This is a genomic window from Nocardia sp. NPDC058114 (genome assembly GCF_042884695.1).
In the GTDB taxonomy this organism is placed as follows: domain Bacteria; phylum Actinomycetota; class Actinomycetes; order Mycobacteriales; family Mycobacteriaceae; genus Nocardia.
In genome coordinates this window covers 1,670,496-1,683,982 of the sequence record NZ_JBHVTK010000001.1, presented here as the reverse complement: position 1 = coordinate 1,683,982, position 13,487 = coordinate 1,670,496, and the positions used below count along the sequence as shown (strand labels likewise).

The 13,487-nt window shown below is 67.0% G+C and carries 15 protein-coding genes; 6 read left to right on the top strand and 9 right to left on the bottom strand.

Annotated features, from left to right (window positions below; all coding sequences use genetic code 11):
- Window positions 1-3: 3 nt before the first annotated feature.
- From ACFVVI_RS07810 to ACFVVI_RS07790, 5 genes are read left to right on the top strand one after another with little or no spacing between them, the layout of a single operon-like run.
- Complete coding sequence (locus ACFVVI_RS07810) at window positions 4-1,923, top strand: hydantoinase B/oxoprolinase family protein (RefSeq protein WP_387444163.1); 1,920 nt, start codon at window positions 4-6, stop codon at window positions 1,921-1,923.
- 17 nt (window positions 1,924-1,940) lie between these two features.
- The gene (locus ACFVVI_RS07805; protein WP_378628213.1) at window positions 1,941-2,201 is read left to right on the top strand and encodes a hypothetical protein; all 261 of its coding nucleotides are present in this window, start codon (window positions 1,941-1,943) and stop codon (window positions 2,199-2,201) included.
- Window positions 2,202-2,244: 43 nt separating this feature from the next.
- Window positions 2,245-3,003 carry an SDR family NAD(P)-dependent oxidoreductase gene (locus ACFVVI_RS07800; protein WP_387444160.1) on the top strand — a complete coding sequence of 253 codons (759 nt, stop codon included), beginning with the start codon at window positions 2,245-2,247 and terminating at the stop codon, window positions 3,001-3,003.
- A gap of 44 nt (window positions 3,004-3,047) precedes the next feature.
- A complete protein-coding gene (locus ACFVVI_RS07795) occupies window positions 3,048-4,511 on the top strand; it encodes an aldehyde dehydrogenase family protein (RefSeq protein ID WP_387444157.1) in 1,464 nt (487 codons plus the stop codon).
- Window positions 4,508-5,347 (top strand): SDR family NAD(P)-dependent oxidoreductase, encoded by an 840-nt coding sequence (locus tag ACFVVI_RS07790; RefSeq protein ID WP_387444154.1) that lies wholly within the window; start codon window positions 4,508-4,510, stop codon window positions 5,345-5,347. The genes ACFVVI_RS07795 and ACFVVI_RS07790 overlap by 4 nt, the downstream gene beginning before the upstream one ends.
- Before the next feature lie 127 nt (window positions 5,348-5,474).
- On the opposite strand, the gene ACFVVI_RS07785 is transcribed toward ACFVVI_RS07790, so the two are convergent.
- The gene (locus ACFVVI_RS07785) at window positions 5,475-5,615 is read right to left on the bottom strand and encodes a hypothetical protein (RefSeq protein WP_387444152.1); all 141 of its coding nucleotides are present in this window, start codon (window positions 5,613-5,615) and stop codon (window positions 5,475-5,477) included.
- A gap of 141 nt (window positions 5,616-5,756) precedes the next feature.
- Between ACFVVI_RS07785 and ACFVVI_RS07780 the strand changes: the two genes are divergently transcribed.
- On the top strand, window positions 5,757-5,897 hold the full coding sequence (locus ACFVVI_RS07780; RefSeq protein ID WP_387444150.1) for a hypothetical protein: 141 nt from the start codon (window positions 5,757-5,759) through the stop codon (window positions 5,895-5,897).
- 80 nt (window positions 5,898-5,977) lie between these two features.
- Here the strand turns inward: ACFVVI_RS07780 and ACFVVI_RS07775 are convergent, their stop codons facing one another.
- From ACFVVI_RS07775 to ACFVVI_RS07740, 8 genes are all read right to left on the bottom strand, one after another.
- Window positions 5,978-7,360 (bottom strand): MFS transporter, encoded by a 1,383-nt coding sequence (locus ACFVVI_RS07775; RefSeq protein WP_378628205.1) that lies wholly within the window; start codon window positions 7,358-7,360, stop codon window positions 5,978-5,980.
- A complete protein-coding gene (locus ACFVVI_RS07770) occupies window positions 7,357-7,785 on the bottom strand; it encodes a MarR family winged helix-turn-helix transcriptional regulator (RefSeq protein ID WP_378628203.1) in 429 nt (142 codons plus the stop codon). Before ACFVVI_RS07770 ends, ACFVVI_RS07775 begins: the two co-directional genes overlap by 4 nt.
- A gap of 119 nt (window positions 7,786-7,904) precedes the next feature.
- The gene (locus ACFVVI_RS07765) at window positions 7,905-9,059 is read right to left on the bottom strand and encodes a lactonase family protein (protein ID WP_387444146.1); all 1,155 of its coding nucleotides are present in this window, start codon (window positions 9,057-9,059) and stop codon (window positions 7,905-7,907) included.
- 120 nt (window positions 9,060-9,179) lie between these two features.
- Window positions 9,180-9,602, bottom strand: a complete 423-nt coding sequence (locus ACFVVI_RS07760) for an ester cyclase (protein WP_378628199.1) — start codon at window positions 9,600-9,602, stop codon at window positions 9,180-9,182.
- Window positions 9,603-9,701: 99 nt separating this feature from the next.
- The gene (locus ACFVVI_RS07755) at window positions 9,702-10,304 is read right to left on the bottom strand and encodes an ATP/GTP-binding protein (protein WP_387444143.1); all 603 of its coding nucleotides are present in this window, start codon (window positions 10,302-10,304) and stop codon (window positions 9,702-9,704) included.
- Window positions 10,285-10,668, bottom strand: a complete 384-nt coding sequence (locus ACFVVI_RS07750; RefSeq protein WP_378628195.1) for a DUF742 domain-containing protein — start codon at window positions 10,666-10,668, stop codon at window positions 10,285-10,287. The genes ACFVVI_RS07755 and ACFVVI_RS07750 overlap by 20 nt, the downstream gene beginning before the upstream one ends.
- Window positions 10,665-11,096, bottom strand: coding sequence for a roadblock/LC7 domain-containing protein (locus ACFVVI_RS07745; protein WP_378628192.1), 432 nt, complete (start codon window positions 11,094-11,096; stop codon window positions 10,665-10,667). The genes ACFVVI_RS07750 and ACFVVI_RS07745 overlap by 4 nt, the downstream gene beginning before the upstream one ends.
- A 12-nt stretch (window positions 11,097-11,108) precedes the next feature.
- Window positions 11,109-13,442, bottom strand: a complete 2,334-nt coding sequence (locus tag ACFVVI_RS07740; protein ID WP_387444139.1) for a nitrate- and nitrite sensing domain-containing protein — start codon at window positions 13,440-13,442, stop codon at window positions 11,109-11,111.
- Between the last annotated feature and the right edge of the window lie 45 nt (window positions 13,443-13,487).

Below are 13,487 nucleotides of genomic sequence, written 5' to 3'. Positions count from 1 at the left end.
ATCATGACCATCACCACCGATACCCCCGGCCCCGCGGTCGACGTCGAACTCGACATCCTGCGCTACGGCCTCATCGAAGTGGCCAGGGAAATGCTGGATTCGCTGATGCGCAGCGCCTTTTCGCCGGTCTGCCGCGACATCCTCGACTGCACCAGCGCCATCCACATGCGCACCGACGACGGCTGGGAGACCGTCGCACTGTGGGAGGGCTGCATGCAGCACGCCTTCACCGCACCGCACATCGCGAACTTCGTGATGGACGACTGGGACATCGACACCATGCAGCCCGGTGACGTCATCTTCGTCAACGACCCGTGGCGCGGCACCATCCACCAGTCCGACGTGAACCTGCTGCGGCCGGTGTTCGTGAACGGGCGTGTGGAATTCCTGCTGCACTCGACCTCACATCTGGTCGACCTCGGCGGCGCGATCCCCGGCGGCTTCTCCAACGGCACCCAGACCCACTTCGAGGAACAGCTCAAGCTGCCGCCGACCCTGTTGTACGCCAACGACGTTCCGGTGCGCCCGACCTTCAACTTCATCCTCGAGAACAATCGCGTGCCCCAGCTCGTGCTCGGCGACCTGCGCGCCCTGCACGGTTGCCTGGTTGTGGGTGAACGCCAGCTCCAGGAACTGATCGCCCGCAGTGGGCTGGCCGGAGTCCGCGCGGCTGGTCGGTACGCCATCGAGTCCACCGAGGCGAGCATGCGGCGCGGCATCGCGAGCATCCCCGATGGTGACTACACCGCCGAGGACTTCCTCGACGAAGACGGCGTGAGCGACGAGGCGATCCCGGTGCACGTCACCGTGAAAGTCCGTGGCGACTCGATGGAGATCGACTTCTCCGGCTCCGGTCGCCAGCCACTGGGCAACTGTGGGACCGCGTGGTGCGAGGCCACCCGCTGCATCGAGGCGGTCAAGCTGATGGTCGACCCGGCCACACCGGTCAACAGCGGTACCTTGCGCCCGATCGAGACCATCCTGCCGCCCGGCAGTGTGGTGCAGGTCCTGCCGCCGTCGAGCTGCTCCAACCACGCCGATATCGGCGCGCGCGGCATCAATGTGGTGACCCAGGCGCTGAGCCAGGCCACCGACGAGGCCTTCGCCTGCGACACCGGCACCGCGGTGGTCGTGAGCCTGGGCGGCATCGACACCCGACCCGGGCACGAAGGCACGCCCTGGGGTGCGTTCGCGCTCGCCGGCGGCGGCTGGGGCGGAACCTGGAAGGAGGACGGTGTCTCCTTCTGTGTGATTCCGATCGGCAACTGCCGCACCTCGGTGCAGGAGCACCTCGAGATCGAGAGCCCTCTGGTCGTCGTCCAGCACGAGATGGTCATCGATACCGCCGGTGCGGGGCAGTACCGCGGCGGCGCCGGTTCGGTGTATTCGATCTACGCCGAATCCGACACGATGGTGACCGTCACCGCCGACCGGATCCGGGTCGGGGCGCCGGGGTCCAACGGTGGCGGCGCGGGCGCCCCCGCCTTCGGCTGGTACATCGAGAATTTCGATCTCGCCCGGCACGCCGACCCGCTGGACCTGCGCGGCATCGAGCCCTTGTTCGGCATGTTCGACGCCGACGGCAGACCTGACCCCAATCACGGCGAATTCGGCCGGGGCGCGCGCTATCAGACCGGCAAATTCTCCGGTCTGATCCTGAAAGCCGGTGACGCTCTGCGGTTCGTCATCGGTGGTGGCGGCGGCTGGGGCGACCCGCTCGAACGCGAGGTGGACCGGGTCGCGGCCGATGTGCGCGCCGGCCTGGTGAGCATCGAATTCGCCGCTGCCGCTTACGGAGTCGTGATCACCGACGGTGAGGTCGACGCACAGGCCACGACCACGCGGCGTGCGCGTCTGGCTACCGATCGCGCGAAAGGGCACTGGCAGGCGCCGGTCGGCACTCCCCTCACCTGGACTCTCTGAAGGCTAAGGACAATCCCATGTCAGTCGATCGACTCCTGTTCCCCCGCCCCGACACTGATCGCGTCTATGTCGAACGCGTACCCGTCGACGGCGCGTGCCCGGCATGCGGTGCCACGGAACTGGCCCGCTATCCCGTCGCCAACTTCCTCGGACCGCGCATGGTCGTGAAGTGCCAGCAGTGCTTCCACCACGTGTCGGTGACCCGCCCGGAGCCAGAGGACCACTGGCCCGCATGGCGTTCTCCCGCCAGGGACTGGCCCGCCTCTCGCGTGGGATAGGCACTCCCCCAACATCATTCGTTCCAAGAGATAGGTCACCATCATGTTGCTCGACGGGAAAATCGTCCTCATCACCGGCGCCGCGGGCGGGATCGGCACAGCCACCGCTCTGCTCGCCGCGCAGGAAGGCGCGCGGCTCGCGCTGACCGATGTGTCGAAGGACGGCGTGGAAACCACGGCCGAACAGGTGCGAGCCGCGGGCGGCGAGGCCGTCACGCTGCCCGCCGACCTCACCGACGGCGCGGCGGTGAACGCCATGGTCGCCGCGGTGGTCGCCGAGTACGGCCGCCTCGACGCCGCATTCAACAACGCCGGGGTCAGCGGCGGGCAGATCGGTCAGGGTGGGCGCCGCGTCGCCGAGTGGGACGAGGACGCCTTCGATCGGGCGATCGCGGTGAACCTCAAGGGCGTATGGCTGTGCCTGCGTGCGGAATTGACGCAGATGCAAGCGCAGGGTGGCGGTGCGATCGTGAACACCGCCTCGCTGGCCGGGCTCACCGGGTTCAAGACCACCGCCGGCTATTCGGCAGCCAAGCACGGTGTCATCGGGCTGACCAAGACCGCCGCGATCGAATATGCCCCGACCGTCCGGATCAATGCCGTGTGTCCCGGCTACACCGACACCGATCTGATGAAGGACGCCAAGCGCCGCAGTGGCGACACGATCATGGCGCGCATTCCGTCGGCTCGGCTCGCTCAGCCGCAGGAGATCGCCGAGATGGCGTGCTGGTTGCTGTCCGACCGTGCCGCCTATGCCACCGGCGGCGAGTTCGTCGTCGATGGCGGCTATATGGCGGGGTGATCCGTCATCTCCCGAATTGATCTTTACCCGAAAAGGATTCACGCATGACTGCCCTCATCGGCGAGGCCGCGAGCTACATCGACGGCCGCTGGACCCGCGGCGACGGTGACCCGATCACCACGATCAACCCCGCCACCGGCCAGCAGGTCACACTCACCCCCGCCACCGGCCCCGACCAGGTCACCACTGCCATCTCAGCCGCGCAACGCGCCTTCGACGGCGGCGAATGGAGCCGCCTGGGCCCAACCGAACGCGGCGCACTACTCCACCGCCTGGCCGACCAGCTCCAAGACAATCGGGAGACTCTGGTCCACATAGCAGCCACCGAGATCGGCACCCCGATCAGCAGCGGACCCACCCTCCACGTCGACCTACCCGCGAAATTCTTCCGCTGGTTCGCCGACGCCGCCACCCGCGGACCACGCGAGGGCTACGAACAACCCCTGCCCCTCGACCACGACCCGATCACCACCAGCAGCCTGCTCCTGCGCCAACCCGCAGGCGTGGTCGCCGCGATCGTGGCTTACAACGTCCCGATCATGATGAGCGCCTACAAACTCGGCGCCGCCCTCGCCGCAGGCTGCTCCACCATCCTGGTCACCTCCCCCAAAGCCGTTCTACTGACCTCAGCATTCGTCAAACTGGTCGAAGAAGCCGGATTCCCCACTGGCGCAGTCAATCTCGTCTTCGGACCACCGGAAGTCACCGAACAAGTGGTCACCGCCCCTGAAGTCGACATGGTGACCTTCACCGGGTCGGCAACCGTCGGCAGCAAGATCCTCGCTTTGGCGGCACCGACGCTGAAGAAAGTCGTCCTCGAACTCGGGGGCAAATCACCCAACATCGTGCTGCCCGGCACCGACCTGGCACGCGCGGTCCCCGCCTCGGCACTGCGCTTCACGCGCAACAGCGGCCAAGCGTGCGGCGCGACAACACGAACCCTGGTCCCCCAAGCCGACTTCGACGAATACATCGAACGCTCGGCGCAGTTCCTGCGCACGCTTACCGTCGGCGACCCGTTCGCACCCGACACCGTTCTGGGCCCTCTCATCACCGGCGAACACCGCGACAACGTCGAAGGATTCCTCGCCCGCGCCCGCGACGCCGGAGCCCGGACACCCGTCGGCGGTGGACGACCCGCAGGCCTCGACGACGGATTCTTCCTCGAACCCACCCTGGTAACCGGAGTGTCGAACGAGGCCGAAATCGCCCAGGAAGAGCTGTTCGCGCCGGTGGGTGTGGTGATGCCGTACACCGATCTCGACGATGCCGTCTGCATGGCCAACGACGTCAAATACGCACTCAATGCCAATGTGTGGGGACCGACCGTCGACGCGATCGAGTTCGCACGTCAACTGCGTGCGGGCACGGTGACCATCAACGGCGGCGGTGGCATGCGCGCCGACGCCCCCTGGGGCGGACCCGGCCACAGCGGTATCGGCCGAGAAGGCGGCGAAGAGGGATTCCGCGAATTCTTCGAAGTCAAACACCTCCAGTGGCCGCTGTGAACCTCCTCGACGGCAAGGTAGCCGTCATCACCGGAGCGGCGAGCGGGATGGGTCTGGCCGCCGCCGGAACCTTCGTCGAGCACGGTGCGAAGGTGGTCCTGGCCGATATCCAAGACGAACGCGGTGCGGCCGCCGCTGCGCGCCTGGGTGATTCGGCGGTGTTCACCCACACCGATGTCACCTCGGCGGCCGCAGTCGAATCCATCGTCGACGTCGCGGTGGACACCTTCGGTCGACTCGACGTCATGTTCAGCAATGCTGGTGCCGCCGTGGACCTTTCACCGATCGACGAGCTCACCCCGGCGGGCCTGGACCGAACATTGGCACTGAACCTGCAGGCGCACGTCGCGGCGCACAAGTACGCGGCGCGACAGTTTCGCGTGCAGGGCACACCCGGCTCGATCATCACCACAGCCAGTGTCGCGGCACTGCAGGCCGGGTGGAACGGTGGCGCCTATTCGATGGCCAAGGCAGCCGTGCTGGCATTGGTCCGCCAGACGGCCATGGAGAATCGCGGCACCGGCATTCGTTCGAATGCGATCCTGCCGGGCGCGGTCCTCACCTCGATCATCACCGACATGTTCGGGGTGAGCCAGGATCGCGAAGACGAATTCCTCACCGGGATCGGCGAACGCATCGGTGGCGAGACGTTGATCGGGCGCGCGGGCCAGGCCCGCGATGTCGCCTGTGCTGCGCTGTTCCTCGCCAGCGACCTCTCGGATTGGATCACCGGCATCGCGCTGCCGGTCGACGGCGGAACAACGGCGGTCACCAAGGACGCGACCGTAGCGCTCATCACCGATTTCGCCGCACAGTTCCACGCCGGGTCGCCGTGAACTGACCTGGTTCCGCTCGAACCCGGCAGCGGCCACACCAAGCGACCGCTGCCGGGTCAGTTCAGCTCGGCTGTTCACGCTCGAGGACGTCGGCCGAACGCCGTCGACAGCGGTAACCCACCAGGCTTCACAGCGTGAGCTTGCCCAGAATGTCGCGCAGCGCGGTGCGTTCCTGGTCGGTGAGGCGTCCGAAGAATTCGTCGGCGTCCTTCGTCCGGGCCTCGGTCAGAGTTTCGGGGGTTCGCTTTCCCCGTGCGGTCGCCAGCACGAGGGCCGCGCGGCGGTCCGTCGGGTCGGGCTCACGCGTGACCAGCTCGCCCTTTCGAGCGCGTCCACCACTGCGCGACCCGCGCGTGCTGGTGCTCGACGATGCGCGGCCAGCGCCCTCGACGACGAAACAGAGCGTGCGGTGCAGACCGCCATCAACGCAGTGACACAGGGCCGCACGGTCATCACCATCGCGCACCGGCTCAGCACCATCCGCGACGCCGATCAGATCGCGTCCTCCATCACGGGCGGGTCGTCGAGCTGGGCGACCATGCGGCGCTGAACGACGACGGCGGGCGCTATGCCCGGCTCAGCGACGTCGCCGAGGTCGTGGCAGCCTGAGGCGGAAGCAGAACCGACCGATCACCTCTGTTTCTGCCGGGTCATCAAGTGGGCGGTCAGCAGAACGGTGAGCACCATGGCGCAGCCGACGGCACCCACCGCCAGGGCGATGCCGATGCCGGTCGCGGTCGGGTACCCGCTGGTGGCGAGGTGGGCGGCGAGGACCGCGCCGGACATGGCGCTACCGAACGAGCCGCCGACGGTGCGCAGAACCTGATTGAAGCTCACAGCACTGCCGAGCTCGCGGTCGGCCACGCTGCGGGCGATCAGCGCGGGCATCGCGGCATAGGTCGTGCCGATGCCCAAGCCGAAGCCGAACATGCCCAGCAGGATCTCCCACAGCTCGTCGTGAGCCAGCCACAGGAAAAGGCTGGACACGCTCACCAGGGCGGCGCCCGGAATCAACAGAGCGCGCATGGGAATACGTGCCGAGACCACGCGAACGATACGGTTGGCCGCGAAGCTGCCGATCGACAGCGGCAACATGACGAAACCGGCCCAGAACAACGGCAGCGCGATGCCATAGCCCGTGGACGCGGGTGCCTGCGCGATCAGGCTGGCGATCGACAGGCACGCATACATCGCGGCGCCGAGGCCGATCGCGGTACCGTTCGCGACCAGGGCGTCGCCGGCGCGCAGCACGCGCAGGTCGACCAGCGCGTGCGGAGTCCGCAGTTCGACCAGCGCCCACCCGACCAGAATGATCAGCGCCACGATCAACAGGCCGATCGTCACCGGTGAACCCCACCCCCAGCGCGAACCTTCACCGGCCACCAGGAGCAACGTCGCCAGCCCGGCCCCGAGCAACACCGCGCCACGTACATCGAACGGCGTACGGGGTGCCCGCTCGTCCGGGCCGTCGGGCACCACACGCCACACGACCAGCACAGTCGACAACAGGAACAAGGCCGCCGCCCAGAACGCGAATCGGAAGCCGAACAGATCGGCGAGGATGCCGGTGAGCGGGTAGCCGAGCCCGAGCCCACTGGTCACTGTCACCGACAGCGTCGACATGCCGTTGCGGACTTCGTGGGGAGGAAGGTAGCGGCGAGCCAGGGCGATCGTCACCGGGACGATGCCGTAACTGAGTCCTTGCAGTGCGCGGCCGAGGAGGAATATCGCGAAGTTCGGTGCTGTGGCCGCGATGATCGACCCGATGAAGATGATCGTCAGCGACCACAGCAGCAATCGCTTCTTGTGCGGGCCGTCGCTGAGCCTGCCCATGATCGGCGTGGTCACCGCGCCGACCAGCAGATTGACCGTCAGCATCCATTGCGCCGCGCTCACATCGACGTGCATCTCCCGCGAGATCGCCGGGACGAGCAGCATGCCGAGCGAGCTGACGATGGCCGAGGTCAGGGCGGTATAGACGAGCGCGGGAGTCAGTCGGCGTGCGGCGATCATCCGACCGGCCCGCCATCGATCAGTTTCCGCAGCGCGGGCAGAGCGTTGTCGAGGTTGGCACGTTCCTCGTCGTCGAGTCGCTCGGCGATCGCGCGTTCGAGCCAGTCCAGGCCGACCGCGCGTTCCTCGGCGAGCCGCACGCGACCGGTCTGGGTGAGTTCGATCCAGATGCGGCGGCGGTCCTCGCTGTCGGGAGTGCGCACGACCAGCCCGAGGGCTTCGAGCTCGCGGACCGCGGTGGCGATGGCTTGAGGACTGACGGTTTGAATCCCCGCCAACGTGGTAGCGGTGGCCCTGCCATGGCTGGACAGATAGCCGAGCACACCGAGTTTCCCCCCAGAGATCGTCCGTCCGGCGAGCAGTCGGCGGGCGATCGGACGCAGTACTTCCCCCAGCTCTCGGGCAGTGGACGGGTCAGCGGTCATTAGCCAACCATACAACTAAATTAAGCAAGTTAGTTGCGTAACTGCGGTGATGCTGGGCATAGACCTGAAACACAAAAAGGCCCCTCCGACTTCAAGTCGGAGGGGCCTTCTCAGTGGGTTCAGCGGCGTGGAACCAGCGACATCGTGCGTCCGTCGGCCACGTACGTGCCGGTGTAGATCGCCACCGATTCGTCCAGGTCGAGCACGCCGTCGGAGCCGACGGTGAACCGTCGCAGGATCTCCTCGCCGCCGCGCATCGGGTCGGTCCCCAGCGCCCACAGCACGTCACCGCTGGGCGACATCGCCGAGGACTCCGCGAACGTGCCCGGCTTCTCCGGCGCGAAGGCGACATCGGGCAGCGGGGTCAGCACACCGTTCGGCTCGATCGCGAAGGAGCTGATGTGCCCCGAACCCATATTGGGCACATAGAGGAAGCGGCCGTCGGGGGTGATGCTGGTGACATGGGGAAGCATGCCCGTCGGGAACGGTGATCCTGCGATCTCGGTCAGCGAACCGTCCTCTGCCCGGCTGAAGCCCGACACCGAACCGCTGATCTCGTTGATGACGTACACGTGCCGACCGTCTGGCGTGACCCGCGGGTAGATCGGATTCAGGCCCGTCGAGACCCGCTGCTTGACCGGAGACACGGAGCCGTCGGCGTTGATGTCGAACACCAGCAACTGCCGGGGCAGCAGGCTGGCCACGTACAGCTGCTTGCCGTCCGGCGAAACGGTGCCCGAGGCGATTCCGTCGATCGACTCACCGAACGGCATCGCCGTACCGTTGAGGCTGGGCGTGCCGTCGGCGCCGATGCGTACGGGCACCACCTGGGCATTCTGCAGGCCGACAACGACGAAGGCATCACGGTTGTTCGGCGCGAAGATGATGTCGACCGGGACATCAGGCATCGCGAGCGGCGCCCCGGCGGTGAGTTCGCCGCCGGGGCCGATCGCGTACGGGATCAGTTGCGGGTTCGAACCCGGGGCGACGAACAGGAACCGGCCGTCGAGAGTGGGAGCCTGCGGCCAGTTCAGCGAGCCGGGCGTCGCACGGCCCGCGATCGGGGTGGGCTGCCCGCTGTCGGACGCGTTGTAACCGACAATGCCGTCGCTGAGGAAGCCATGGGCGTAGATGTGGTATCCGGCGCTGTCGGCCGCGGCGGGTTGTGCTGTCGCCGTGAAGCCGGGAAGGACGGTCGCGGCAAGGGCAAGAACCCATCCTGCTCGCGCGCGCCGGATTCCCGAACCACCTGTCGACGTTGAATCAGAGGTCATACCTGGGAGGCTATGGCCCGAACGGGCAGGTGAACTGTCCAGAAACCTGCACACCACCGACCCTCACGAACAGCGAAAACCCCTCCGGCCGAGCCGAAGGGGTTTCCGATGGACAGCTGCTCAGCCCTGGGCGGGCAGCAGCCCGAGCTGGGTCAGGAAGCTCACGTTGTCCCAGTAGACGCGATGCTCGGAGACCTTGCCATCGCGCAGGGTGAAGGTGTCGATCAGCGGGAAAGTCACCGTGCGGCCGGACGGCGGCACCTCGCCCTCGGCGGTCGCAAGCGGACCGGTCTGAACACCGGTGAACACGATTTCGGCGACGGCGGTGTCACCGTCGACCCAGGTGTTGCGACGTTCGATCTTCATGCCGGGGAATGCGGTGATGAAGGCACCGATCAGCCCGCGCAGTGCCTCGATGCCGGCGAGCGGACCGGACGGGAACTCCGCCGCGACATCCTCGGTGAACGGGCTCGCGGCCAGGTCGAGATCGCCGCCTTCGAGGCCGGCGTAGTGCACGTTGACGAGATCGAGCAGATCGCTCATTGGTGAACCTTTCGATGGGGTTGTATCCACAATTGCTGCAACCTGGACAATATATTGTGCATCCGATTTTGCGCTAGAGATGTTGGGCGCCTGGCGAATTCAATGGGACCGGTGACGAACCGCAGTCGAGTTCGCCATGATGTATTCGAACAGGCACACCAGAACTTCCTTGCACGACGCACGGTCTCGCGCATCGCACAGCAGGATCGGAACATGCGTCGGCACGCCGAGCGCGGCACCGATTTCGGTGGTCTCGTAGCGATCCGCACCGTCGAAGCAGTTCACCGCGACCACGAACGGGATCCGCCGGGATTCGAAATAGTCCACCGCGGCGAAACTGTCGGCCAGTCGGCGGGTATCGACCAGCACCACCGCACCCAGCGCGCCCCGTGACAGCTCCGGCCAGAGGAACCAGAACCGGTCCTGGCCCGGTGTCCCGAACAAGTACAGGATCACTCGGGGATTGATGGTGATCCGGCCGAAATCCAGTGCGACCGTGGTGGTCCGCTTGCCTTCGATGCCGTGCAGATCGTCGACCGAGGTACTCAGCTCGGTGAGCTGTTCCTCGGTGCGCAACGGGGTGATCTCACTGATCGCGCCGACCATCGTCGTCTTGCCGACGCCGAATCCGCCTGCCACCAAGACCTTTACCGCCAGTTCGGCGGACATGACCGCCGGGCCGTCAGAGGTTACGTATGCCATCGAGTACCGCCTGCAGTAGTTCGGGATCAGGGCCCGCGTCGGCCCGTGGTGGGGATCGGAAGATGACATAACCGGCCGCGATGAGGTCGCTGACAAGCACTTTGACGGTGACCATCAGCAACTTCGTGTGGGCGGCGATTTCGACGATCGACAGCGGCCGATGGCGGCAGAGCTGGAAGATCTCGGCGTACTCGCGATCGAGCTTGTTCACATCGGAGTCGTAGCCGACCGAGATCACCAGGGTCAGAATGTCGAGATCCTGCAGCTCCCGGCCCGCTCGACCGCGGGTCAGCGCGAACGGCCGAACCAGGGGGCCCGGGTCGTCGTCCTCGTAGCCCCACATCTCATCCGGGCCCTCACTCACGGCACTCGCGTGGTCATCGAATTCCTCGGAGCCGCCGACAGGTGATCGCGCACCTGCCCGACGATGACGTTCATCTCGTAGGCGATCAGTCCGAGATCAGCATCGGCGCTGGTCAACAATGCCAGGCACGCGCCGTGCCCGGCTTCGGTGACCAACAGGTACCCGTGCTCGAGCTCGACCACGGTCTGATGCAACGCACCCTTGGAGAAGCGCGTGCCGACGCCACGAGCCAAGCTGTGCAACGCTGACGCCATGGCGGCGAGGTGCTCGACGTCCTCGCGCTCGATACCGGCCGACCCGGCCAGCGCCAGGCCGTCCGCGGACAGCACCACCGCCTGTTCGGCGCCCGACGTCGTTTTCACCAGACTGGTGAGCAGCCAGTCCAGCGTGCCGGCCGGAGCTTGGCGAGCTGTCATGTCCTCGTTCATGTTCAGACCGTTCTAGGGGTGGGTATGGGGTGATCGGCCACGTGCCCGACGCGTGCCCTGTTGCAGCCCGCTCATCGCGGCGCGCACCGTTTCGGGTGCGCGTACTCGCTGGGACTCGGGAGCCGTTGGGCGCGTGTCGGTTTCCTCGACATCGACGCTGAGCTGAGGCGACAGATGGGTGAGTCGATCGCGTTTCGGCAGGGCAGGCCGCCGGTCGGCCTGCTCGACGGGATATCCGTTGTGCCCCACGGCAGTCGTGCGTCCGACCCGGTCCGGCAGGGCGGGTGCCGGGTGCGGATCAGGTCGTGGCGCACCCGGCAATGCGGTTGCGCCGGGCACTCGGTGCACGACATCACGCCCGCGCACCGGTTCCACCGCCACTGTCGGGTTGTCGTCACCGGCCTCGAGCACGGCCCACGGCACCAACACGATCGCCCGCACGCCGCCGTACGGAGATTCCTGCAGGGTCACCGAAATACCGTGGCGCGCGGCGAGCCTGCTCACCACGAACAAACCGAGGTGACGATGTCCCGACAACGCCATCTCGTGGAACTGCGGAGGCTCGGCGAGCAGCGCGTTGAGGCGTTCACGCTCCTCGAAGGAGATACCGAGGCCCTGGTCGTCGACCTCGACCACCACTCCCCTGCCGACCGAGTTGCCGTGCACCGCCACCGGCGCGTCCGGCGGCGAGAACGCGGTCGCGTTGTCGATCAGCTCGGCCAGCAGGTGGACGAGGTCGGCCACGGCAGTACCGAGCACTCGCATCGCGGGCAGCCGGACGGCGCTCACTCGCGCGTAGCCCTCGGTCTCGGACACGGCGCTGCGCACGATCTCCTCGAGCGCCACCGGGTTACGCCAGCGGCGGCCGGGTGAACGCCCACCCAGGATCAGCAGGTTCTCGGAGTTGCGACGCGCGCGGGTGGCCAGGTGGTCGAGCTGGAACAACAGTTCCAGATCCTCCGGGTCGTCTTGGCGGGCCTCGGCGACATCGAGCACATCGAGCTGTCGGCGGACCAGCGCCTGGCTGCGGAACGCGATGTCGAGGAACACTTTGTTGAAGCCGTTGCGGGTGCTCGCCTCGCCGATCGCGGTCTCGATCGCCGTGCGCTGTGCCGCGGCGAATGCCTCGGCGACCTGACCGATCTCGTCACGGCCGCGGTCGACCACGGCGGTTTCGGCCTCCGCGTCGACCTGCTCGCCGTTGTGGATGCGGCGGATCAGCGCGGGCAGTCGTTCGTTGGCGAGATCGAGACTGGCCGAACGCAGGGTGCGCAGCCGCCGCAGCAGCCGATTGGCCAGTACCAGCGACACCGAGACCGCGAAGAAGGTGACAACGAGCATGATGGCCGAGAGGATCAGCAGCTGGTTGATCATCCGGTCAGCTGCCGCGCTGGTCGCGTCGACCGTCACCCTGAACTGATCGCGGATCACCGCGATGACTCGGGTGTCCACCGCGCGCTCGGCTGCCAGCCATTCTTCGGCCGGCATGGTCAGCATGCCCCGCTCGGACATCTCGTCCTCGCCGGTGGTGCCCAGACGCCAGTCGGTACCGGTGGTCAGGGCGCGCACGCTGGTCCGTACCTCCGGCGACAAGCGGGTGTCGATGAGGTCGAACTGCTTGCGGTACACGCCGATATGTTGGGCGAGCGTTCGCCGTTCCCTCAGCGAAGGCATGCCGTTGGCCGCGCCCGCGGCAACGAGACCGACCACCCGCGAATGACTTTCGGCCGCCCGCAGCAGCTCGAGCGAGGTCAGCTCGGCATCCATCGTCGTGGTGTCGGACGACTTCAATCGCGCCGACTCCTGACCCGCGCCGAGCACCGCGGCGATCAGATCGGTGAAGTACTGGTCCACGTCGCCTGTGGTCGCTCGCCTGCTGTCGACCGACTCTCGGATCACCTGCATACGCCCGATCAGATCGCCCAGCGCCTTGATGGATTCCGCGCCGGTGTCCTGGTCCAGGTTCTGGGCTGACGACGCGATACGGGCGGTCTCCGCGATCGCGCGGTCGGTGTTGTCGCGGCTGGCGCGCAGATCCGCGGCCGTAGTAGGCGAAGGGTCCTGCGCGGTGACGCTGGCGAGTCGCTCGGCTTGGATCGAGGTCACGAACCGCAGCAGCGGGTCGATGTTCGCGCCCCGGTAGTCGGACCATTCCTTGACCGACTGCGCCCGGACCCCGACCAACGTGACCGCGACAGCGCCCGTGGCGAGCAGCACCACGCTCGGAATCAGCGCGATGGCCAGCACACGGGTCCGCACGCTGGTACCGAATCGTTCACGGAACGGACGACGCGGGCTGCCGGAGCGGGCGTTCTCGACGCTCGGCTCGGATGCGGCCGATGGCACAGCGGGTCTCCTCGGGGTGGGCTGACGCGGACGCCGCGGTGGACC